Source organism: Flavobacterium sp. LC2016-12, from assembly GCF_015351595.1.
Lineage (GTDB): Bacteria > Bacteroidota > Bacteroidia > Flavobacteriales > Flavobacteriaceae > Flavobacterium.
The window spans coordinates 195,215-219,132 of the sequence record NZ_JADKPT010000003.1 but is presented as its reverse complement, the minus strand read 5'-3'; the positions used below and the strand labels follow the sequence as shown (position 1 = coordinate 219,132).

The 23,918-nt window shown below is 35.4% G+C and carries 14 protein-coding genes; 10 read left to right on the top strand and 4 right to left on the bottom strand.

The genetic code is table 11. The features are described from left to right. The first annotated feature begins 9 nt into the window (after positions 1 to 9). Both IRZ99_RS07415 and IRZ99_RS07410 read left to right on the top strand, forming a co-directional pair. The gene (locus IRZ99_RS07415; RefSeq protein ID WP_194656662.1) at positions 10 to 2,244 is read left to right on the top strand and encodes a GH92 family glycosyl hydrolase; all 2,235 of its coding nucleotides are present in this window, start codon (positions 10 to 12) and stop codon (positions 2,242 to 2,244) included. Positions 2,245 to 2,316: 72 nt separating this feature from the next. Then, positions 2,317 to 2,607, top strand: coding sequence for a hypothetical protein (locus tag IRZ99_RS07410; protein WP_194656661.1), 291 nt, complete (start codon positions 2,317 to 2,319; stop codon positions 2,605 to 2,607). A 117-nt stretch (positions 2,608 to 2,724) separates the two neighbouring features. Here IRZ99_RS07410 and IRZ99_RS07405 read toward each other — a convergent pair whose 3' ends face one another. From IRZ99_RS07405 to IRZ99_RS07390, 4 genes are all read right to left on the bottom strand, one after another. Next, positions 2,725 to 4,848 (bottom strand): alpha-L-fucosidase, encoded by a 2,124-nt coding sequence (locus IRZ99_RS07405; RefSeq protein WP_194656660.1) that lies wholly within the window; start codon positions 4,846 to 4,848, stop codon positions 2,725 to 2,727. Between the two features lie 15 nt (positions 4,849 to 4,863). Beyond that, on the bottom strand, positions 4,864 to 6,312 hold the full coding sequence (locus IRZ99_RS07400; RefSeq protein WP_194656659.1) for an alpha-L-fucosidase: 1,449 nt from the start codon (positions 6,310 to 6,312) through the stop codon (positions 4,864 to 4,866). A gap of 32 nt (positions 6,313 to 6,344) precedes the next feature. Continuing rightward, positions 6,345 to 7,352 carry an isoaspartyl peptidase/L-asparaginase family protein gene (locus tag IRZ99_RS07395; protein ID WP_194656658.1) on the bottom strand — a complete coding sequence of 336 codons (1,008 nt, stop codon included), beginning with the start codon at positions 7,350 to 7,352 and terminating at the stop codon, positions 6,345 to 6,347. 129 nt (positions 7,353 to 7,481) lie between these two features. After that, complete coding sequence (locus IRZ99_RS07390) at positions 7,482 to 9,938, bottom strand: alpha/beta hydrolase-fold protein (RefSeq protein WP_194656657.1); 2,457 nt, start codon at positions 9,936 to 9,938, stop codon at positions 7,482 to 7,484. 267 nt (positions 9,939 to 10,205) lie between these two features. On the opposite strand from IRZ99_RS07390, the gene IRZ99_RS07385 reads away from it, so the two are divergent. The 8 genes from IRZ99_RS07385 to IRZ99_RS07350 all read left to right on the top strand — a co-directional run bounded on the left by IRZ99_RS07385 (position 10,206) and on the right by IRZ99_RS07350 (position 23,905). Continuing rightward, positions 10,206 to 11,081 carry an AraC family transcriptional regulator gene (locus IRZ99_RS07385; RefSeq protein WP_194656656.1) on the top strand — a complete coding sequence of 292 codons (876 nt, stop codon included), beginning with the start codon at positions 10,206 to 10,208 and terminating at the stop codon, positions 11,079 to 11,081. Positions 11,082 to 11,498: 417 nt separating this feature from the next. Continuing rightward, positions 11,499 to 12,923: an alpha-L-fucosidase gene (locus IRZ99_RS07380; protein ID WP_194656655.1), complete on the top strand. Its 1,425-nt coding sequence runs from the start codon at positions 11,499 to 11,501 to the stop codon at positions 12,921 to 12,923. An 83-nt stretch (positions 12,924 to 13,006) separates the two neighbouring features. Then, a complete protein-coding gene (locus IRZ99_RS07375; protein ID WP_194656654.1) occupies positions 13,007 to 13,354 on the top strand; it encodes an L-rhamnose mutarotase in 348 nt (115 codons plus the stop codon). Next, positions 13,341 to 14,195, top strand: coding sequence for an amidohydrolase (locus tag IRZ99_RS07370; protein ID WP_194656653.1), 855 nt, complete (start codon positions 13,341 to 13,343; stop codon positions 14,193 to 14,195). The genes IRZ99_RS07375 and IRZ99_RS07370 overlap by 14 nt, the downstream gene beginning before the upstream one ends. Positions 14,196 to 14,219: 24 nt before the next feature. Beyond that, entirely contained in the window at positions 14,220 to 14,999 is a 780-nt protein-coding gene (locus IRZ99_RS07365; RefSeq protein ID WP_194656652.1) for an SDR family oxidoreductase, read from the top strand. Positions 15,000 to 15,490: 491 nt separating this feature from the next. Next, the gene (locus tag IRZ99_RS07360) at positions 15,491 to 16,837 is read left to right on the top strand and encodes an alpha-L-fucosidase (protein ID WP_194656651.1); all 1,347 of its coding nucleotides are present in this window, start codon (positions 15,491 to 15,493) and stop codon (positions 16,835 to 16,837) included. A gap of 59 nt (positions 16,838 to 16,896) precedes the next feature. After that, positions 16,897 to 19,566, top strand: coding sequence for a glycoside hydrolase family 3 C-terminal domain-containing protein (locus IRZ99_RS07355; RefSeq protein ID WP_194656650.1), 2,670 nt, complete (start codon positions 16,897 to 16,899; stop codon positions 19,564 to 19,566). Between the two features lie 1,003 nt (positions 19,567 to 20,569). Then, a complete protein-coding gene (locus tag IRZ99_RS07350) occupies positions 20,570 to 23,905 on the top strand; it encodes a SusC/RagA family TonB-linked outer membrane protein (RefSeq protein ID WP_194656649.1) in 3,336 nt (1,111 codons plus the stop codon). The last annotated feature ends 13 nt before the right edge of the window (positions 23,906 to 23,918 follow it).

The following is a 23,918-nucleotide window of genomic DNA, read 5'->3' as shown; positions in this document are numbered from 1 at the left end:
AAAAAAGAAATGAGAAATACAACAATCCAGACAGCATGCTTTTTTTGCATGCTGTTTTTTAGCATAAACACATTTGGACAAGAGCCTGTAGATTTTGTAAATCCGTTGATCGGAACTTCAAATTATGGTGCTGCTTTTCCGGGACCAATTGCGCCACGAGGAATGGCAAGTATTAGTCCTTTTAATGTGGCGGGACCTCAAAACCGACCTTTAGAAAAAGACAGTCAGTGGTTGTCGAATCCATACGTAAATGAAAACACTTTTCTGACTGGATTTAGTCAGGTGAATTTAAGCGGCGTAGGCTGTCCTGATTTAGGTGTGTTGTTGCTAATGCCAACAACTGGAGCGGTTGAAACCAATCATTTGAAATACGGTTCTACTTATTCTAAGGAAGTTGCCAAAACGGGTTATTACAGCGTTGATATTGATAAATATAAAATTAAAGGAGAATTTACAGCTTCGAAAAGAGTAGGAGTCAGCAAATTCACTTTCCCGAAAGGAAAATCTAATATCTTACTAAATTTAGGTTTAGGATTAACAAATGAAGAAGGCGCCATGTTAAAAGTGGTTTCATCAACAGAAATTGAAGGAATGCGTTCTGTAGGTTCGTTTTGTTATAATAGTCCGGAAGATGCTTATCCGGTTTATTTTGTGGCCAAATTTTCAAAACCGGCCAATCACTTCGGAGTTTGGAAAAAAACACCAAAATACGAAGGTACAGAAGCACAATGGATGGGTTACAATGGTAAAACCCGAATGATGAAAAACACCATTAAAACGGTTGTTGGAGATAGTATTGGAACTTATTTTTCCTATGAATTTGATAAAAAAGAAACAGTCGAAGTTAAAATAGGAGTTTCTTATGTAAGTATTGAAAATGCCCGTGAAAATTTAGAAAGAGAAACCGGAGGTAAATCATTTGATGCTGTTTATAAAGAAACATATGATGAATGGAACAAAGAGCTTTCTAAAATTTTAGTTGAAGGTGGTTCTTATCAGGATAAAGTTATATTTTATACCGCCTTGTACCATACTTTAATTCATCCTAACACTTTAAATGATGTTAATGGAGAATATCCTCAAATAAAACGGACCAAGATTGGAAGAACCACAGACACACGTTATACGGTATTTTCTTTGTGGGATACCTATCGAAATATGCATCCGTTAACCTCTCTGGTTTATCCAAAACAACAATCGGACATGATTAAAAGCATGTTGGAAATGTATGATGAAAACGGCTGGCTGCCCAAATGGGAATTAAATTCAACCGAAACATTTACCATGGTTGGAGATCCGGCGAGTATCGTTATCGTAGATGCTTGTTTAAGAGGGATTCAGGATTTTGATATTTATAAAGCGTATCATGCCATGCTAAAAGGGGCAGACCAAATTGAAGAGAACCCTTTGCGTCCGGGCCTTAAAGAATATTTGGATAAAGGATATTTATCAACCAATTATCCTGGACCGGTTTCTACAACACTTGAATATAATACTTCAGACTATGCGATTTCACTTTTAGCGAAAGCTTTAGGCGAAAAAGAAGATTATAAACGTTTTACTAAACGCTCATTATCCTACCGAAAATTATATGACAAAGATTTAAAACTACTTCGACCAAGAACCGCTACAGACAATTGGTACGAACCTTTTGATCCTATAGCAGGAGCTAATTTTCAGGCAAATGTTGGATTTATCGAAGGCAACGCCTGGCAATATGCTTTTATGGTTCCTCATGATATCAGGGGATTGATAAAATTAATGGGCGGTGATAAACCTTTCTCTGATCAATTGCAAAAAGTTTTTGATATCAAACAATTTGATATGGCAAACGAGCCGGATATTGCGTATCCTTATTTGTTCAATTATGTAAAAGGTGAGGAGTGGAAGAGTCAGGAAATGGTGAAGAAGTTAGTAAGAGAGCATTTCAAGAATGAGCCAAAAGGATTACCTGGAAATGATGATACAGGAACGATGTCGGCATGGCTGGTGTATTCCATGATGGGATTCTATCCAATATCACCGGGAGATCCAATTTATACGCTTACAACGCCAATGTTTGATAAAATAACGATTCAATTAGATCCAAGATATTACAAGAAAGAAAATATCGTAATTCAGCGCGAAGTCAATAGTGACGGGAAAATCAAAGAAATTCAGTTAAATGGAAAAACCCTTAATAGTTTCTTTATTTCACATGATGATTTTGTAAACGGAACAACGCTGAAAGTGATTCAGGAATAATATTTCTATATTTGTTTTCGCGTTCGTATTAGCGATGGAAAAGGGCTGTAATAATGTTTTAAAAATCAGGTTATGAGCTACGAAAATGTCAGAGAAGAATTTATTAAAGATGCAGAAGAATACATAAACGCAAAGCGACAACCGTTCGAAAAATTGTCAGGTACCGAATTGGATCTTGCAAAGTATCAATATCTGGAAAACTTTCAAGACTATATTAACTTTCTTAATTTTCGAATAATTGCCAGACTTGATGAAAATTTGATATCTTTTAAAAGCCTCGAAGAAGCAACTGCTTTTCAGGATTTTTTGAAGCCGACATTTGAAGTAGTTGCAAGAAAGTATACAGAAGGACTGATGGATTAATAGCACACAACCTTTGTAGCGGAATAAAAGTTTCTTTATATACATGATACAAAAAAGTCCATTCGATGCATCGAATGGACTTTTTTGTATTGTTTAATTTTGTAAAGGAAAATAGGATTATTGTGTTTTTATACCAATTTCTGCGATAGAAATATATCTTCCGTCTACACTGGTTTTTCCAATAAACTTAATATATCGGGCTTTCGCCGATGTTTTTAAAGTGATGTTTTGCTCCACCGGATTACTTTTGATATTAGCAAATTCACCTTCAGCAACCGTTCTCCAGTTTATACCGTCAGTGCTTATTTCCCATTGGTAATTTTTTACAATTCCACCTGTTCCGTTATGACGAGGCAAATAAGATAAGGTTGTGAATTCCATTTCCTGTCCCATATCAAGAACTATGAACTGAGGTAAAGGCGTTAATGATGTGTTATCAGCTGTACTCCAGAAAGTTTCGGCATTTTCATCAATAGCGTTTAATGCTGATTCCTTTTCCTCATTTTCAAAAGAGACAGTAACTATTTTCCAGTCTTTTTTATAAACGTTGAAGGATTGAATGGCAGTTTCACCAGATTTCATATCCGTTCCAAAAGATTTGGCTTTTATATCACCTGATGTTAAAAATGGAAATGGGCTTACAAAAATTGGAGATTGTGCAGTAGGTTCCGTTCCGTCAATGGTGTAACGAATTTGATTTACGTTTGTTTCCGTAGTGATCGAAACATTCCCATCCTTGTCTCTTTTAATTTTTGGAAGTGGCAATAGTTCCGGCTCTCTAAAAACACCAATATCACTTAAAGCAATACAAACAGGAGATTCTTTAATAGTAATTCTCAATTTTGTAGTTGTGATATAATTTGATAAACGTACCAGTCGATTGGCGCCAATACTTGTAGCTTCGCCTACTTTTTTCCAAATTCCACCAATAAAAGCATCAATTTCCACTTTCTCAATACGCTGACCTAATTTGATGTTTTCTCTTAAACGAATGATATTAAAGGTTTGTTCTTTATGCCATTCTAATGTAAGGGTTGCTTTTTTTACTTCATCACTGGTTGCCCAATAGGAATAGCGATCATTGTCTGTAAGATTTTTGGTTCCGTAAAAGATCTGATTTTCGCCTCGAACTTCAGAAGCCGTAATCACAGCCGATTGCGCAAGATTATCTGCGAATAATTTCTTTAGAAAGGCACCAAAATCTTTCAAACTCTTAACATCATTCTGATGCAATAAACCTTCTGTATTGGGCGAAATTCCGATATCCATTCCAGCACCTCTTCCAACTGATTTCAAGTAAATTTCGAATAACTCCGAAACAGATTTTACATTGTTATCTTCATTGGCATGATAAAACCATCCATTTCTAAGCGGTACATCACATTCAGCCGGTTTCCAGTACTTACCGTTTCGCGTCCCGCCCTGAGCTTTATCAGAATCCGTTTCTCCTGGAACAGCCACTGTTTTGCCTGCTATTGGTTCCGGAGTAAAAGTTGCCCATGAAGTTTCATTTGCAAAACCTCTTTCGTTCCCGACCCAGCGCACATCGCCATTATCAGCAAAAATAACAGCTCCGGGTTGTAATTCACGGGATATGCCCCATGTTTTATCCCAGCCGTAATAAGTTGCTCTGTCAATATTTCTTTTTTCATTTTTACCACCATAATAACCGTCTCCACCATTGGCACCATCAAACCAGGTAATAAATAAGTTGCCATAATTCGTGTACAATTCTCTCAACTGATTTCTGTATTTTTCTACATATTCAGGTTTTCCGTAATCTTCATTATTTCGATCCCAAGGCGAGCAATAAAGACCGAATTTCATTCCGGCTTTGCGTGCTGCCACTTCAAATTCTTTCACCATATCGCCTTTTCCATCACGGAAAGGGCTTGCGCTGATGTTGTAAGCAGTGGTTTTGGTTGGCCATAAACAAAATCCATCGTGGTGTTTGGCAACAAAAATAACGCCTTTAAAACCGCCATCTTTGGCAGCATTCACAATCTGACCTGCATCAAATTTTGACGGATTGAAGATTTTAGGATCTGCATCACCATAACCCCATTCTTTATTTTGAAAAGTGGTTGGTGTAAAATGTACCAATACATATTGTTCCAGTTCCTGCCAACGCAATTGCGGTTCAGTTGGCAAAGCTCCATAAGGAGCTGGTGGACCAATTTTCTGCGCTGTCATTGACAAAAAGGTAAAACAGGCTAAGAAAGTTAATACTAGTTTTTTCATTTGATCTTGTATCAATTATTGTGTTACTTTAATTACAACCGCTTCCTGATTGGCTAATGAAGTTCTCAATTCATTTGGGATTGTAACAACGATGCCACCGTCTACTTTTTTACTGGTCAGTTTTTGTTTGTTGTTTAGCAAAGAAGCCTTTAGATTGCCTTTAATAGCCGTTTTGATAGTAATTTCCGTAGGTAATTCTTTTTCGTCTTTGGCAGGCATATAAATTCCGTAAATTGACTTTTCCTTCTGCGTATAACCCACTTTTCCATCTAAGTAAGGCGCAACCGGTTTGGTGTCATAAATAGCTTCACCATTTACTGATAACCATTTTCCAACTTTAGCTAAAGTGGTTTCAATTTTAGGGTCAAATTCTCCTTTTGCATCTGGTCCAACACCTAATAATAGATTTCCGCCTTTTACTACAATACTTGTCATCAATTGAATTACTTCTTTTGAAGATTTATAGTGGTCGTTTGGTACCCATCCCCAGGCTCCGCCAAGAGTTATACAACTTTCCCAAGGCACACTTAATGGTTTCTCAGGTGTTTTTTGCTCAGGCGTTAGATAATTCTCGTATTCACTCGGAACCCAGCGGTCTACAACCAGCATTCCAGGCTGTTTTTTACGGGCTGTTTCTGAAACCAATTTCATATTGATATCCATATCATAAGGATATTTACAGAACTCTTCTACTTTTTTGTTGATGGTTGATAACGGACGAACCCAACATCCGTCAAGCCAAAGAATATCCACTTTTCCGTAGTTTGTAGTCAATTCGTTCAACTGATTTTGAGTGTATTGTACATAACTTTGCCATCTTTCCGGGAATTTTTTGATGTCATAAGTTGGGTTTCTGTCTTTTGGAGGATAATAAGACCACCAGAAATTTTCTGTTGTCCAGTCTGGTTTTGAGAAATAAACACCAACAGCCAAACCTTCTTTTCTTGAAGCATCCAATACATCTTTTAATACATCTGCCTTTGGATTTTTGGCGTATGGCAATTCTGGATTCGTGATTTTAAAATCAGTAAATTTCGAATCATACATACAGAATCCATCATGATGTTTCGAAGTGAAAATCATGTATTTTGCTCCTGCATTTTTGAACATTTTTGCCCATTTTTCGGAGTTTAAATTCGTCGGATTTAATTTGAATTTGGTGTTTCTGTAATCCGTAGCATATTTATAATAGTCGTCGTATCCATCTCTGCTAACCCAATCTTCCGGAGCTAATCCCCATGATTCTACAATTCCCAATTGCGAATAAAGTCCCATATGAATTAAAACCCCAAATTTGTAACCCTGCCATTTATCCAAATTAGCTTTCACTAAGGGATCTTTTGTCATAACGTAGCCTTCTTCTTCGGTTTTGTCAGCTTTCATACTGAAGTCACCCTGTGCATGCATTGAAAGCGCACTAGCGCACACAAATGCCGTATATAATAATTTGAATTTATTTTTCATTGTATGGTTTTTTGGTAATTAGTTATAACGGATTATTTTAGGAAAAACTCAGGGTTAATCAATTTGTTCCCGGTTTCATCATAAACAGCGTAGTTAAAACCACTTTGAACGCAATAAGAACCATAATCGCCTTTTTTGTTCAGGGCAATAAATCCAACCTGAATATCTTTTAAATCTTTGTTTCTGTTTTTCATCAGTTTTACCACTCTCAAAACAGCTTCCTCACAAGCTTTTTGCGGCGATTTTCCCTGACGCATCAATTCAACAACCAAATGACTTCCTGAAATTCTAATCACTTCTTCGCCATGACCCGTTGCAGTTGCAGCACCAATTTCGTTATCAACATAAAGACCCGCACCAATGATAGGAGAATCGCCTAAACGTCCGTGCATTTTAAAAGCCATTCCGCTTGTTGTACAGGCTCCCGAAAGATTTCCAGCAGCATCCAAAGCAATCATTCCAATAGTATCGTGATTTTCAATATTAGCAATTGGTTTGTATTCTGAAGTTTTTAACCATTCTTTCCATTCTCTTTCAGAATCCGGAACCAATAGATTTTCTTTTGGAAAACCTTGTGCCAATGCAAATTGAAGCGCTCCGTCACCCACCAACATTACGTGCGGTGTTTTTTCCATTACGGCACGAGCAACAGAAATAGGATGTTTAATAAATTCCAGACAACCAACAGAACCAATATTAGACATTTCGTCCATGATACAGGCATCTAAGGTCACTCGTCCGTCTCTGTCAGGTCTTCCTCCGTAACCAACACTTCTTTCTGTTGGATCACCTTCCGGAATTTTTACTCCTGCTTCTACAGCATCCAAAGCGCGTCCACCTTTCTTCAATACTTCCCAGGCAGCTTCATTGGCTTTTAAACCAAAATTCCAGGTAGAAAGTACAATTGGTTTTCTTATTTTTCCATCAGAAAGAGTGTTATCATGTTCTTCATTCTCTTCTGGTTTTCCAGTGAAAGAACTTAGCGCTACGGCGGCCGAAGCCATTGCAGCTGTTTTTAGAAAATTTCTACGATTGTTCATATTGTTAGTGTCTTTTTATTTGCTTTGGTTGTTAAAAATAAGTGTTTTTATTTAATTCCTAAATCGTATTAGTAAATAAATTTCGACACTATTTTTAACTCAGAGATTTTAGTTTTTAGTTTTTATTTTTTAATTAAAAAATGCCAGCGTTGTGGCTGACCAGTCATTATCAAAGAAACCGGTTACTTTCATAGCTGGTAACCCATTCAAAAGTAAATCTGCTTTAAATATCATTACATCTGGAAATCCGGTAATTCCGGAAATATAATTGTTTGCCCAGGTTGCTTTCATTCCTTTCTCAGAAGTTCCTCCCACAACACCGACCATTGCAGTTTTACTGTCATTTCTTGGTACGACAAAATAGGCAGCCAAGTCATCTCCTTTTAGGGTTTTTTCACCCACTTTTATTTGTTGATTGTCAATCTGAATTGGAGCATTTTGCAAAAGTAATTTCCACGCGCTATTGTTTAATGCATTTCCGTAAAGCACCACATTTCTGTCTTTGTATTTTTCTAATGAAAATTCTTTGTCTGAAATCACGTCGATACTTCCATTTCCTCTATAATAGAAAGTCTCTGAGTCAAAACGGGCTCTGTTTAAATACCATTCACGATCTGATTCAGAACCGCCCGTTGCATAGACAAAAACGACGTTATTATCAAAGGCAAATTTAAATCCGCCCTGACGTTCTGCGTACTTTTCGGCTGTGTTGATTTCGTTTATCAAAGCCCATTTTTCGTCTTTCAAATTCAGAATTGCTTTTTTATCTGAAGTTGTTTTTACCAGCTGATCATCAATATTTAATGTGATTTCTCCTTTTAAATCTAGTGAGGCCAGATCAAGTTCCATTATAGAAACATTTACCGTTTTGATGTTAATTTGTTGTTTATCAATTTTCGCATTGATATTGGAGAAATCGAAAGGTTTTATTTGCTGTTGTAATTTTATCCAGTAATCGGTTGAAGAAACAGCCGGAGTCGCAGTGTGAAAATCAATTTCTTTAACTTCTTTGTTTGCTGGAATCGTTTGACGTTTGAAGAATTCAAAAATCGGAAACCAGTCTACAGAATGATCGCCATACCAATGCTCACCTCCAGGATATTCGTAATAACAAAAGTTAGGATGAAAGGTACCTAAAATCTGGCGCATTTCACGTACTTGCGAAATTGGCACGGTCGAATCGGCATCGCCATGCAGCATATAAACGCCTCCTTGTTTCAGATTTTGTACAATGCTTTTAACGCGTCCGGAATTAGCCGAACGTTTGATTGGTTCGAAAGCTTTGAACATATCATGCATTTCATCTCCTTTGTCAGATCCGTACATTGAAATATCAGGATAGGAAGCACAAGGAGCAATGGCCGCAAATTTACCGGGATAGGTTGTTCCTAAAAACCAGGTACCATGACCGCCCATAGAGTGACCGGTTAAGTACGTTTGAGCGGGAATAGTGTTGAATACTTTTTTGGCTTGAGCCAAAACTTCGAGAGCATCAATTCTTCCCCAATCTTCCCAGTTAAAACCAAAAGGACGTCGATTGGTAGCCGCAACAATATGAACCCAGTCTTTTTGTTTGTAAGCTCTTGCCTGATTTCGGGCTTCAACAGAAGCGCCGTGAACAGAAAGAACAAGTGCTTTTTGTCCGCTTCCCAAAGCCGGAGCGATACTGTAATATTGAACGCTGTTATCTACTTTACTCACAAAAGTGCGTTCATGATGCACAGTCGCAGCGCGTTGTTGGATTGAAATTTCAGTTTTGTCGATTATTTTTCCGTTTTTGTCAGCGAGCGTTAGTTCCATTTTTAATTCTCCTGTAAAATCAGCTTTTGCTGCAGGAACTTTAAATTTTACTTTTCTCACAAACATAGGCATGATAGCATCCGTGGCATAAGTGGCTTTTTCTCCGCTTGATAAAGTGGCAGTGATGACAAGGTTTTTCAATTCTTTTTCAGTAGCGTTGATTACACGAATGGAAGCCCATTTGTCGTCTTTTTCGCCATTAATAACATCTGGAAGCGTCAAGTCTCGTTTGGTAAATTGAATGCTTTTTGAAGGAACAATGATTTTAGATTTTACACGTCCAAAACGACCTTTGGTGTAAACAAACTCGTTGACACCTTTTTTAAGTTTAAACGGAATCAAAGTATAACCAAAATCATAATGATCGCCTTCGTGCGGCAGACCATTTATATAGGTACGCGTACCACCTGTAGTTTCTAAAAGGACAATTTGTTCTTTTGAAGCATTATATTGTGTATAAAGAAAAGCGGAGCGCATTGGCTTTCCACTGAAAACCTTAGCAGAATCAACATGGATTTCCTGCCAGTCTCCTTTTTCTTTATTAGGATTCACAAATTTCCCTACCGCATATTGCCAGGCTATCGGATCTTGTCCGTTGAAAAGTGTACCTGTTCTGCTTTCGGTTTGAAGGGTATAGCCATTTATGAAATGATACAAGACATTTCCTTCGGCAGTGGTAATAATTTTTTCTTTACCAAAATATTCAACTACATTTCCGGTTGTTTTTGTCTGTGCAATCGAATTTATGCACAACATAAGAGAGAAAATTAAGAGTCTTTTTTTCATTTTTCGGGGTTTATTTTTTCTAATTTATTCCAACTTTTCAGACTTTTACTAAATCGATTTAATAAAAAAACGGCAAAACTGATGATTTAACAATTTATTTCCGATAATTTTACGTTTTTTTAAATTTGTTAAGCAGATTTAGGACTGCCGTAAAGATTTTTTGCTATTTTTGTTTTTTAGGGAATATAAAATTATATCTAAAATAATTTAGTAAATACTCCAATTTTATCCTTATTTAGTTATTAATTATCATTGTTATTCTAAAAAATGAAAATTGTTAAAACAAATATCGCTTCTTATACTAATACGTCGCTATCTGTGTTTTCACGTGAGGAATCTTTTTTTCAATCGCCTTTTCATTCACACCCGGAATTTGAGTTGGTTTATATTTTAGAAAGCCACGGAAAACGTATTATTGGAAACTCGGTAGAATCTTTCGAATCTGGGGATATGGTTTTTCTAGGAGATGATATTCCGCATGTTTGGCTTAATGATGAAATTTTTTATAAGGGAATAAATAGTTTAAAAGCTAAAGCCATGGTGATTTACTTTAGCAGAGATCTTTTTGGAAACTCTTTTTACGAGTTGCCGGAAGCTCAGGAGGTTAAAAAATTTCTCTCGCAGGGTGTAAAGGGAGTTTCGATTACGGGACAAACGAATGCAGTCATTGCTAAAAAGATGGAAAAATTACTAAAAAAGAAAGGTTTTGAAGTTGTCATGGGACTTATTGAAATTTTGTTTCTTTTATCAAAAAGTAAAGATCTCAGATATATTAATGACGATTCTTATGTTTCTGTTAGTGATGAAAATAAAAATGATCGGCTTGCAGCTGTTTTTCAGTATGTAAAAACAAATTATAAGGAAGAAATATCATTGGATGAAATTTCTAAAATTGCCAATCTGACACCTACATCATTTTGCAGAATGTTTAAATCTAAAACCAAAAAAGCATTTGTAGAATACCTAAACGAAATCAGAGTTTCAAATGCTTGTAAATATTTGATTGAAACCGATTTGGGAATTTCTGAAATTGCCTACGAATGTGGTTACAAAACAGCTTCAAACTTCAATAAGCTCTTCAAGAAATTAATTGGAACAACTCCAAAGGAATATAGAAGAAATGCTCTGGTTCAGGCTTTTTAAACTTCTTCTTTATTAATCTATAAGATTATTTCTGTCTTGTTTTTACACAGAATAATAAGTACAACTTTTAATTTAATAAATCGGGTTTATTTTAGTGCAAGCTACAGAGGTGCTTTTTGCGTTTTTATTCCATAAGTGAAATATTTTTTTTCAATCAATAAATTTATTCCTGGAATGCGAAGCTTTTTTGGGCTTTTTTAGGGAATTAATTATAAAGATAATAAATGCTTAATTAATGATAATTTTGAGCTAAAATTAAACTTAATAATGCAATAATTTTATTTTCTTTAGATTGTATCACAATGCTGTGTTCGAAAACTTAAAACGTTTTAGTAGATAGAGTTATTTTTTTAGACCAATCCGTTTTTAGCTCACTTTTTAAGAGATAATCTTTTATAGAAAATAAAAATATATAATATGAGAAGCAGAATAAAATTAGTTTTCACAGCTTGCTGTTTTGCGATAGGAGCTTTATCTCACGCGCAGGGCGATGTTATGGCGGAAAATGAAAAAATACCTGGTGACACTTATATTGGTCCAAAAGATCAGGCGGTAAAAGACAATCTGGCTAAGTGGCAGGATTATAAATTTGGTGTCTTGATTCATATGGGATTATACAGTCAATTAGGGATCTGTGAATCGTGGGGATTAGCACCTGAAGATTGGGTAACACGCAACGGCTATGATGATTATGATTCTTTTGCTTCCGATTATCGCGGTGCAAGATTTAGTTTAAATCCAACACAACTTGATTCGGAAAAATGGGCGAAAATGTTCAAAAATGCCGGAGTAAAATATTTGATTTTTACTTCAAAACATCATGATGGATTCTGTATGTATGATTCGAAATTTACAGATTTCAAAATTACAAATCCGAATTTGCCAAGTGCTAAAAACCCAAAACCGGATGTATTGAAAAATGTTTTGGATGCTTCAAGAAAAGAAGGATTATCAGTTGGAATCTACTTTTCAAAACCAGACTGGACTTCGCAGGATTTTTGGTGGAAATACTATCCGCCGAAAGACAGAAATCCTAACTATGATATTAAAACGTATCCTGAAAGATGGCAAAATTTCGTGAAATACACCCAAAACCAGTTAGATGAATTGACTACTAATTATGGGAAAGTAGATGTTTTATGGCTTGATGGAGGATGGGTTCGTCCTTCAGAAAAAAAAGGACGCCAGAATCTGGATATTAATATGAAACAAATTGCAGAAATGGCTCGTAAAAAACAGCCGGGCCTTATAGTCGTAGATCGTTGGGTTCCGGGCGAATACGAAGATTATCTTACTCCTGAACGAAAAGTGTTGGAAAAACCAATTCCGGTGCCATGGGAAAGCTGTGTGACACTAGGAAATGATTGGGGATGGGTACCAAATGATAAGTACAAATCAGGAACAGAAGTAATTCAGCTATTAACCGGAATAGTTTCTAAAGGTGGAAATTTATTGCTTGGCGTTGGTCCTGATGGTAAAGGTAATTTTGAACCAAAAATTGAGCAGGCTTTAGCCGAGGTAGGTAAATGGCTTGATGTTAATGGAGAAGCAATTTACGCTACCAAACCAATTGCTCCTTATTCTGAAGGTAATTTGTATTATACTTCAAAAGGTGAAAAAACGGTTTTCGGAATTTATCTTCCAAAAGTAAATGAAAAAGAAATACCCGCTGAAATCGTTATTAAAAACAATTTAAAAGGAAAACTAAATGTTATGCTTTTAGATAGTAAAACAAAACTAAGCTATAAAAATGTTGCTGAAGGAATTGCTGTCACAATACCAAAATCTTTAAGAGCAGAGCTGTCAAAAAAAGCTGGAGTGGTTATTAAAGTGGCCAGTTAATAATTTGATCTTTATCTTGAATGATTTTGTAAATGATAATGTCTAATTTTAGGTTTTTAACCTTCAGTTTTAAATAAAATAATATGGTTACTCAAAAACATTGTCTCGCATTAGATTTAAATGAGGATCCCGTTTTAATCGCGGAGTATAAAAAGTATCATGAAAAAATCTGGCCTGAAATCACAGAAAGTATTGTTAGTGCAGGTATTGAAAATCTTGATATTTATTGCGTTGGCAACAGATTGTTCATGATTATTGAGGCCAATGAAACTTTTACTTTTGAAAGAAAAGGGGAGATGGATGCCAATAATGCTGTGGTGCAAAAATGGGAAGAATTGATGTGGAAATATCAAAAAGCAATACCGGGAGCAAAAGAAGGTGAAAAGTGGACGATGATGGAAAAAATATTCGACTTGCATGAAAATAGATAGCCACCAACATTTTTGGAAATATAATCCTGTAAAAGATGCCTGGATCAATGAAGAAATGGAAGTTATCAGACGGGATTTTTTACCTGCTGATTTAAAACCTTTATTGTTTGAAAATCAGTTTGCAGGGTGTGTGGCGATACAGGCTGATCAGAGTGAAGAGGAAACTCGTTTTCTTTTAGATTTATCAAAAGAAAACGAGTTTATAAAAGGCGTTGTTGGCTGGGTTGATTTGCGTGCAGAAAATATTGAAGCGCGTTTGAACGAATACAGTAAATACGAAAAACTAAAAGGCTTCAGACATATCATTCAGGCAGAATCGGATATTAATTTTATGCTGCTGGAAAGCTTTCAGAATGGAATTTCGAAATTGGCAAAATACAATTTCACATATGACATTTTGATTTTCCCAAAACATTTGGAAAATGCGGCCAAATTGGTTGCAAAATTTCCAAAGCAAAAATTCGTTATTGATCATTTGGCAAAGCCGGATTTTAAAAATAAAGAATTTACGGAATGGGAAAAAGGCATTAGAGCAATTGCAAAATTTCCAAACGTAATGTGTAAGGTCTCAGGTTTAGTAACCGAAGCAGACTGGAACAATTGGAATGAAACAGACTTTTTCTATTGCCTAGATGTGATTACAGAAGTTTTTGGAATTGATCGCCTGATGTTTGGTAGTGACTGGCCGGTTTGCTTGCTTGCTGCTTCGTATTCAGAATCATGTGCTATTACAGAACACTATTTTTCGAAATTTTCGAAAGCAGATCAGGGTAAATTCTGGAGCAAAAATGCTATACAATTTTATCAATTGGAAGAAGTTTTACTTATTGAAAATTACTAACTATTCAACCAAAATAATAAACAAATGAATCTTAATCTTACTGACAAAATAATTATTGTAACAGGTGGCGCCAAAGGTATAGGATTGGGTATCTGTAAAGTTTTGGCCGCTGAAGGCGCTATTCCCGTAATAGTAGGAAGAGCTGAGGCAGATAATCAAATCGCTGTTAAGGAAATCGAAGCTGAGGGAGGAAAAGCATTGTCTGTTGTAGCAGAGTTGACAAATCCGGAAGCTTGCAAAAGTGCTGTCGATCAGGTAGTGGCGCTCTGCGGTCGTATTGATGGATTAATCAATAATGCGGGTGTAAATGATGGTATAGGTTTAGAAAGTGGAGATTATGAAAAATTTGTCGCATCGATACATAAAAATTTGGTACACTATTATTTGATGGCGCAACATGCTTTGCCAGAGTTGAAAAAAACAAAAGGGGCAATTGTAAATATTGGTTCGAAAACTGCTGATACCGGGCAAGGAAATACATCAGCTTACGCAGCTTCAAACGGTGGGCGTAATGCTTTAACCCGCGAATGGGCTGTTGAATTATTGAAATACGGAATACGTGTTAATTCAGTTATTGTGGCTGAATGTTATACGCCATTATACGAAACGTGGATAAATACCTTGGAAAATCCAGAGCAAAAATTAAAAGAAATCACAGCTAAAATTCCGTTAGAAAACAGAATGACAACGGCTGAAGAAATCGCCAATATGGCCGCATTCCTATTGTCTGATAAATCAAGCCATACTACAGGTCAGTTGATTTATGTGGATGGTGGTTACACACATCTAGATCGTTCGTTGTAATCTACAATTGTATGTTGTTTAAAAGGATATTTTGATTTTATTTTTTCATAAAATCAAAATATTCAATAACATAAAGGTATACGATTTGAAAAATCTGGCCTTTTTATAAAAAAGGAATACCAATAAGCACCAGAAATAACTTCCCTCTCTAAAATTATTAAATAAAACGTCATCAAGCCAAAAAAGGGCATGATGCGACAACAGTATGTAACAAAGTTTATCAAAACTGAAATTCATAATAAAAGTGTTTTTTGTGATTTTTTTTGATGTTTATCTTCGTTTACATGTCGTCCGTCTAAAATAGTTTTGCCAAAAATCAAATTTGTTTAGATTTAGCGTTAAATAATGATTGTTTTTATTTTAAAGAAATCTGCCTTTTTTTTAATACCAACTCAGATTACAAGTTGTAAAATAAAAATCGACAAGATTTAAGGAAAACATAATCAATCACTTTACTAAACATCAAACCAAAATAATTAAACCTAACCAATATGAATCGAAAGATTAAAAATATAATCTTAACTGCCTTAGTTGTCGGAACAACTATTACCGGAACAGCCCAGAACAAAATTGCGGCAGCGGATATTGCTCCAAAAATGAAATGGTTTGAAGACGCAAAACTAGGAATCTTTATTCACGCCGGAATTTATTCCGTTGCCGATGTTTCTGAATCATGGAGTTTTCACAATGGAAAAATTTCTGTTGAAGATTATATGAAGCAGCAAAAAAGCTACACTTTGAGTAATTATGATCCTGCAGCCTGGGCTGAGATGATCAAAGACTCTGGTGCAAAATATGCTGTAATTACAACGAAACATCATGATGGTGTAGCGATGTATGATACCAAATTAGGTAAACTGAGTTCGGTAAAAACGACTCCTGCTAAAAAAGATATGGTGAAGCCTTTTTTCGAAGAATTACGAAAAAGAGATATTAAATGTGGAGCTTATTTCTCGTTGATCGACTGGACACATAATGATTATCCGGGCTTTTTGAAAGACAAAGCCCGTTACGATATTAAAAAAGAACCAGCACGTTGGGAACGCTTTCAAAAGTTTTTCCAGGGACAAATCAAAGAAATTTCAGATTGGTATAATCCTGATTTATGGTGGTTTGATGGAGACTGGGAGCACAGTGCTGAAGAATGGCAAGCAGAGAAAACACGTAAAATGATGTTAGACAGAAATCCGAATACGATTATTAACGGACGCTTACAAGGATATGGAGATTATGATACTCCGGAACAAAATTTTCCTGTCGTTCGTCCAGCTTATAAATGGTGGGAATTGTGTATGACGATGAATGAAAACTGGGGGTACCGTGTGAGCGATACCAACTGGAAAACACCTTACGAAATTATCACGATTTTTGTTGATGCGGTTTCAAATGGAGGAAATTTATTATTAGACATCGGGCCAAAACCTGACGGAACTTACCCTGATACGGTTGTTTCTACATTGAAAGAATTAGGTGACTGGAACAGAAGAAATGGTGAAGGTATTTTTGGAACTATTCCGGGAATTCCGTTAGGACATTTCTACGGACCGACTACACTTTCTAAAGATTCTAAAACACTTTATTTATTTGTTCACGGAAAAACTTCGGGACAATTAATGTTGAAAGGGCTTGATAACAAAATTCAGGATATAAAGGTTCTGGGTTCAAATGTAAAATTGACTCATAAAGTGGTGGGTAAAATTTCATGGAGTGCCGTTCCGGGATTAGTTTACATTGATTTGCCGGAAACTGCTGATGATAAATATGTGACTTGCATCAAAGTTACATTAGATGCGCCAATTAAATTATACAGAGGTCATGGTGGTTTTTTAACAAATTAATATTTCTAAAATAAAAGATTATAATTTTCATGCCTTAGTGGTATTTCAATAATACGATTATGAACAAAAAAGCATTTTTAATAGCTTTATTTTTTGGAGTTCAAGCCTTGTTTTCTCAAAGCACTCCAAAATATAAAAACCCAAAATTACCCGTTGAAGATCGCGTTCAGGATTTATTGTCCCGAATGACGGATGAGGAAAAATTTTGGCAAATGTTCATGATTCCTGGTGATTTATCTGATGGTGCAGAAAATTATAAAAATGGAATTTTTGGTTTTCAGGTAAGTGCCAAAGGAAGTACTGATGCGAGCAACCAAATTTTAGATTACAGTGCGGCAAGTAATGCGAAGGAAACAGTAAAACTGATTAATAAAATTCAGAAATATTTTGTAGAGAAAACGCGTCTCGGTATTCCGATTATTGCTTTTGATGAAGCTTTACACGGATTAGTGCGAGATGGTGCAACCGCTTTTCCTCAGTCTATTTCCCTGGCTGCAACATTTGATCCGGCTTTGGTAAAGAGAGTTTCGACTGCTATTGCAATGGAATCGAAAAGCCGAGGAATTCGCCAGATTTTATCACCTGTTGTAAATCTTGCTTCTGATGTGCGTTGGGGAAGAGTAGAAGAAACCTATGGTGAAGACCCTTTTCTTTCTTCAAAAATGGGAGTGGCTTATGTGTCTTCTTTTGAGGAAAGAGGCGTGATTACAACACCAAAACATTTCCTTGCTAACAGTGGAGACGGTGGGCGTGATAGTTATCCAATTGATTACAACGAACGTTCTTTAGAAGAATATCAGCTTCCACCTTTTCGTGCTTGTTTTACCGAAGGAGGAAGCAGAAGTGTTATGACTTCGTACAATTCTTTAAACGGAAGTCCCTGTACAGCCAACGATTGGTTATTGAATAAAAAATTAAAAGGAGAAATGAATTTTAAAGGATTCATTATCTCAGATGCGAATGCTGTTGGAGGTGGAAATGTATTGCATTATACAGCAAAAGATTATCCTGAATCAAGTGCAAACGCCATTAATAATGGTTTGGATGTGATTTTTCAAACTGCCTTTGACCATTATAAATTATTTCAACCGCCATTTTTGGACGGAAGAATTGATATGAAAAATATCGATGAATCTGTAGCGAGAGTTTTGAGATTGAAATTCGAATTGGGATTGTTTGAAAATCCATATGCCGACGAAAAAGAGACAAACAAATGGAACGGAAATCCGCTTCATAAATTACTATCAAGAGAAACAGCTGAAAAAGGAATCGTTTTATTGAAAAATGAAAACAATGTTTTACCGCTTAAAAAGTCAATTCAATCAATTGCCTTAATAGGAAATGATATTACCGAAGCACGTTTGGGCGGTTACAGCGGCCCGGGTAACGGAAAAGTAAGCATGCTGGAAGGAATCAAAACGAAGTTAGGAAAATCGGTTGCGATTAATCTTGCTGAAGGTTGTGCAAGAAAAAGTACAGATTATACTGTGGTACCTTCAGCTAATTTATTTAGTGTTGAAAAAGGAAAATCAGTAAATGGATTAAGTGCTGAATATTTTAATAATGTACAACTAAGCGGAAGTCCCGTTGTAACAAGATTAGATAATGCCATTAATTTTGACTGGACCTTGTATTCTCCTGATCAGGTAAAAATCAACTATGATTTTTATTCGGCTAAATGGAGCGGAAAAATCAAATCTCCGGTAACGGGAAATTACAAAATAGGTTTTGAAGGGAATGACGGTTATCGATTGTATTTAAACGGAAAACTAATTATTGATAACTGGAAAAGCCAGACGTATTCAACAAAATTAGTCGATTTCAATTTTGAAAAAGATAAAGAATACGATATAAAAGTGGAATTTTTTGAATCGCAGGGTTATGCTAAATTCAAGTTGGTTTGGAATGTTGGCGTAAATAACGATTGGCAACATAAAATTGATGAAGCTGTAGCTGCTGCAAAAAAATCTGATGTAGCCGTAATTGCTGCGGGAATCGAAGAAGGAGAATTTAATGACCGTGCTTATTTAGGTTTGTTAGGACATCAGGAAGAATTAATAAACGCAGTTGCCGCAACGGGAAAACCGGTTGTAGTGCTTTTGGTTGGTGGAAGCGCCATTACCATGGACAAATGGATTAACAATGTACCATCGATTTTAGATGTTTGGTATCCTGGCGAAGATGGAGGTAATGCTGTAGCGAATATTTTGTTTGGAGATAAAAATCCTGCAGGACGTTTGCCTATTACTTTCCCTGTTTTTGAAGGTCAATTGCCATTGGTTTATAATCACAAACCAACAGGCCGTTCAGATGATTATACCAATTTAAATGGTGCGCCCTTATTTCCTTTTGGACACGGACTAAGTTATTCAACTTTTGAATACAGCAATTTAAGATTTGATAAAAAACAAATAGGGAAAGCTGAAACGACAAAAGTGTACTGTACGATAAAAAACACCAGTAATGTGGATGGGGATGAAGTAGTTCAGTTTTACGTTAGAGATGTTTTGGCCTCAATTGCACAGCCAATCAAGCAGATGAAAGGCTTTCAGAGAATTTCGCTTAAAGCAGGAGAATCAAAAGAAATAGCATTTGACATTAACAAAGAAACGTTGCAAATGTTAAACCAGGATATGAAATGGGTAGTTGAACCGGGTGATTTTAGAATTATGATTGGCGCTTCGTCGAGGGATATTCGATTGAGAGAAGTTCTTACGGTGACAGAATAAGCGTTTAATAATGGGTGAATTAATTTTAATATAACAGATTATCTGTTTTGTGCTTTTTTAAAGAATTACGGGGAAATTAAATATAAGAAAATACCTTGTTTTTAAGTACTGCTAAAAAAGATAAAATAAGAGAAAAAAAAGGGTTAATGAGGTTAGATTCTTCAATTAGAAAAACTAGAATAATTTTAGTTCTAAAAAAATAAAATGACGTGTTTTTAGTATGTTATTTGATTTTTTAAATAAAACAAAATTCATGTTAAATAAATCATAATTTTAACATTTTTATTCTGTTCTTTTTATGGGATTGATTAATATTCAAATAGGTGTTTTTTATTACTCATTTAATAAGAAATAAACTTGAATTTAAAAACTATATGTGATTTATATACAGATAGTTGACTGTGTTTAATTAAAATATTTGTTTAAAATGTTAAAATTAAAAGAAGCATTAAAAAAAAGCACTAAAACGTTTTTGTTAATTGATTTATTAGATTTATATTTGCTAAGAATAATTAACGAATCTTTAAGAAAAAGTTAACGTTTTTAAAAATATTTAATATCAAAAAATGCTCTTAGACAACAAATGAATTAGTCAATCGTTTTCATTCATTCCGGATGTTAAAGTAGAAGAAGTTTTTAAAAATATTGGCGGTATTAAATGAAATGAAGAAACAGAAAAAAGGTAGTGTAAATTATAAGATAGATTGTCTTTAATAATCGAGAAAAACTTTTTTTAAAACCAAAAAAATAAAACGTTATAGTTACAAGCGTTCGAAAATAAATTCAAAAAATGACTAAGAAAACTGAAACAAATTATTAAATAAACAAGAAGCTTATGATGTAAAAAAAAAAACAGAGTATTAATCAAGGGAATTATTGCCAAATTCTGATAAGGAGAAAACGGTAATTTGAAATTAAAGGTTTTAGTATTCAATATTTTTTAGAAATCGGAAATCTTTCAATTTAAACAAAATTTAAAAACCAAACCAAACTAATATTAATTATGAGAAAACTGTTATATGAATCGCTGTTAGTTTTTCTAATGGTATTGTGCTTTCAAAATGCGAAAGCCCAAAACACAACAATCTCTGGGGTAATTACAGACAATACTAATGCACCCGTTCCATCAGCGATTGTTAGAGAAAAAGGGACGAAAGTAGAAACAATTACAGACGAGAACGGAGCATTTTCAATCTCTGTAAGAGAAGGTGCTACTCTTATTGTAAGTTCAATAGGGTACAAAACAGCAGAATTAAAAGCTGCTGATGGAATGAAAGTCAGATTAGCGAGTGGTACCAACGAACTTGATGGTGTTACCGTTACTGCATTGGGGCAATCTAAAAAGAATAAATCAATTGGTTATGCTACAAGTATAATTAAAGCAGATGCGATAGTTAAAACGGCATCTCCTACAATTGCCAACTCATTATACGGTAAGGCACCAGGTGTACGTATTTCTTCTACTCCGGGTGGAGCAGGAGCAATTAACATCCAGATTCGTGGTATAAACTCGATTACAGGTAGAAATCAGCCGCTTATCATTTTAGATGGTGTGCCAATTCGTGATCAGGAGATTAAAAACGATGACTACTGGAATGCACCACGTGTTAAAAATAATGGTTTAGCAGATATTAACCCTGAGGATATTGAAAACATCTCTATTCTTAAAGGTGCTTCTGCTGCTGCATTATACGGTTCTGAGGCAGTAAACGGAGTTGTATTGATTACTACTAAATCTGGTAAAGGAAAAAAAGGTTTAGGTATTGATTTCAGTACTAGTTATTCAGGAAATCAAATTGCTTACTTGCCAAGATTTCAATACGAAAGAGGTCCGGGTTATGCCAATCCAGCCTTCAATCCATCAGCATACCAAGCGCCAGATGGTTTTGCACATAATGATAGAAATGAGGATGGTGTTACTGATATGAGAGAGGTACCTGCTAGTTCAGTTAACTTTGGTAACTGGTTTGATGGACAGCCGATTAGATCTTGGGACGGTACTATACGCCCATATTCAGCTCAAAGAGATGGATACAAAAACATGTTCCAAAATGCCTGGGATGCAACGACAAACTTTGCCATTACAAACAGTACAGATAATAGCAATGTTCGTTTCTCTTATACACATATTGAGTCTGAAGGTTTAAGTATGGGTAACCATAACAAAAAGAACAATTTTAACCTTAATGCATCATTCAAAACAGGTAAATTGAAAACAGATGTTATAGTAAGTTATTTAAATCAGAGTATAAATAACCGAGCTTTTGGTATGGATCGTCTGGTTAATAACTTTACTGGTATGATGAGCCCATTCGATAATGGTGATTGGTACAAAGCCAAATATAAAACCAGTTTAGGATATAAATATGTTACAGGATTATCAGGACAAAGTTTGACTCCGGATGAAAATATTATTTATAATGGTTTTAAAGCTGACATTGGAGATTATTTTTGGAACACAAATGCTAAACAGCAAACAGAGGTTACAAATCGTATAATTGCGAGTGTGACAGAAACGCTTTCTATTACTAAAGATTTAGCTTTGCGTGGACGTATTTCAACTGATTTAAGTGCAATAAATATTGAAGATAAAAATCCTGTAGAAATACCTTTGATTTATAAATTTGGAGGAGATAGCTCAGGTTCATTTTCGATGGAAGGACAGGACTATAATATTCTTTACGGTGATTTATTATTGACCTACAATAAAAAAATCAATGAGGATTTTGGAATAAATGCTGTTGCTGGTTATTCAGGTACACAGGATACTTTTAGAACGATATCGCGTTCTACCAATGGAGGTTTAAGTGTTGAAGGATGGTATGACATGAATTCATCTATAGGAACACCTACTAGTACTTCCAAAAGAGAAAAAACGATTAAAGATGCGGTTTTTGGAACTTTAAGCGGAAGCTATAAAAACTATTTGTTTGTTGAAGGAACGATCAGAAGAGATAGAACTTCTACAATGAATCCAAACAACAATGCATTTACTTATCCATCTGTAAATTCAAGTTTCGTACTGTCAGATGCAGTTGAGTTGCCGGAATTCATTAGTTATGCGAAAATGCGCGGTTCTTGGGGTATAGTAGGTAACTATCCGGATCGTTACAGAGCTAATGTTGCATTCAACCAAACAACTTTGGGATCTCAAGGGACTGTTAGTCCAGTTTTGATAACAACTTCAATGGATAAATACGGAAATGAGTCAATCAAACCTGAAATGAAAAATGAGTTTGAGCTTGGTTTTGAAACTAAATTCTTCGATAGGAGATTAGGATTAGATTTCTCTTACTACAATGCTAAGATTAAAGATCAAATTCTTGATTTGTCTTTAGCGCCAACTACTGGGGCAAGTGTAATATTGGCCAACGTAGGAGAGTTGAGCAATCAAGGTTTTGAAGTTGCTCTTACCGGTTCTCCATTTAGAACAGAGGATTTTTCATGGGATGTAACTTTAAACTGGGCAAAAAACACAAATAAAGTTGTGAAATTAGCTAACGGTGCAAATGAATTATTACATAAAGATTATGATGGATCTGCTGCACAGTTAAAATCGGTAGTAGGAGAACAGATGGGAGGAATTTACGCTCACCCGGTAAAAACAGATGCAAGTGGTAATAAAATGGTTGATGCAGATGGTTTTTATATGCTTGATGGAGACAAGTGGGAAAAATACGGATCAGCTATGGCTAAAGGCGTGGGAGGTTTGTTAAACTCATTTACCTACAAAAGTTTTACATTAGATGTAAGTATCGACTATTCTTATGGGGGTTATTTAATGCCTACGGGTCTTAGCTGGATGAATTCTAGAGGTTTGACCGAAGAGACTTTGAATTATAGTACTAATGAGCGTGGTGGTTTGACTTATTATTTGGATGGTGGAAAAGGAGTGCAGGTTCCTAATAGTGCTACTACAGGACCAGCCGGTCAACCATTGTACCGTGATGGTATGTTGATGGATGGTATTGCTCCAGATGGTACAAAAAATACAAATGTCGTTTCTCAGGCAGGTTATTATGCTCTTACTTACAACTGGGGTGGTCCTCAATATGGCAGTATTTCTCGTTATGAGTTGTATATTCAAAAGAATGATTATGTTAAATTAAGAGAAGTTTCTCTTGCTTTTAATGTGCCATCATCATACGCTAGTAAAATTGGAGCTACCAAATTAAGTTTGTCTTTCTTCGGACGTAATTTGTTTTATATCTACAGAACCATTAAAGATATGGATTCTGAAGCAACTACTTCAGGATCAAGATGGACTGAAAATGTGAACAATGCAGGATTAGGGCCATCAACCAGAAGTTATGGTGTAATGTTGAGAGCATCTTTCTAATTTTATAAATTAT

Coding starts and splice junctions, on each gene's coding strand:
- IRZ99_RS07415 (WP_194656662.1), top strand. CDS start 10: ATGAGAAATACAACAATCCAGACAGCATGCTTTTTTTGCATGCTGTTT.
- IRZ99_RS07410 (WP_194656661.1), top strand. CDS start 2,317: ATGAGCTACGAAAATGTCAGAGAAGAATTTATTAAAGATGCAGAAGAA.
- IRZ99_RS07405 (WP_194656660.1), bottom strand. CDS start 4,848: ATGAAAAAACTAGTATTAACTTTCTTAGCCTGTTTTACCTTTTTGTCA.
- IRZ99_RS07400 (WP_194656659.1), bottom strand. CDS start 6,312: ATGAAAAATAAATTCAAATTATTATATACGGCATTTGTGTGCGCTAGT.
- IRZ99_RS07395 (WP_194656658.1), bottom strand. CDS start 7,352: ATGAACAATCGTAGAAATTTTCTAAAAACAGCTGCAATGGCTTCGGCC.
- IRZ99_RS07390 (WP_194656657.1), bottom strand. CDS start 9,938: ATGAAAAAAAGACTCTTAATTTTCTCTCTTATGTTGTGCATAAATTCG.
- IRZ99_RS07385 (WP_194656656.1), top strand. CDS start 10,206: ATGAAAATTGTTAAAACAAATATCGCTTCTTATACTAATACGTCGCTA.
- IRZ99_RS07380 (WP_194656655.1), top strand. CDS start 11,499: ATGAGAAGCAGAATAAAATTAGTTTTCACAGCTTGCTGTTTTGCGATA.
- IRZ99_RS07375 (WP_194656654.1), top strand. CDS start 13,007: ATGGTTACTCAAAAACATTGTCTCGCATTAGATTTAAATGAGGATCCC.
- IRZ99_RS07370 (WP_194656653.1), top strand. CDS start 13,341: ATGAAAATAGATAGCCACCAACATTTTTGGAAATATAATCCTGTAAAA.
- IRZ99_RS07365 (WP_194656652.1), top strand. CDS start 14,220: ATGAATCTTAATCTTACTGACAAAATAATTATTGTAACAGGTGGCGCC.
- IRZ99_RS07360 (WP_194656651.1), top strand. CDS start 15,491: ATGAATCGAAAGATTAAAAATATAATCTTAACTGCCTTAGTTGTCGGA.
- IRZ99_RS07355 (WP_194656650.1), top strand. CDS start 16,897: ATGAACAAAAAAGCATTTTTAATAGCTTTATTTTTTGGAGTTCAAGCC.
- IRZ99_RS07350 (WP_194656649.1), top strand. CDS start 20,570: ATGAGAAAACTGTTATATGAATCGCTGTTAGTTTTTCTAATGGTATTG.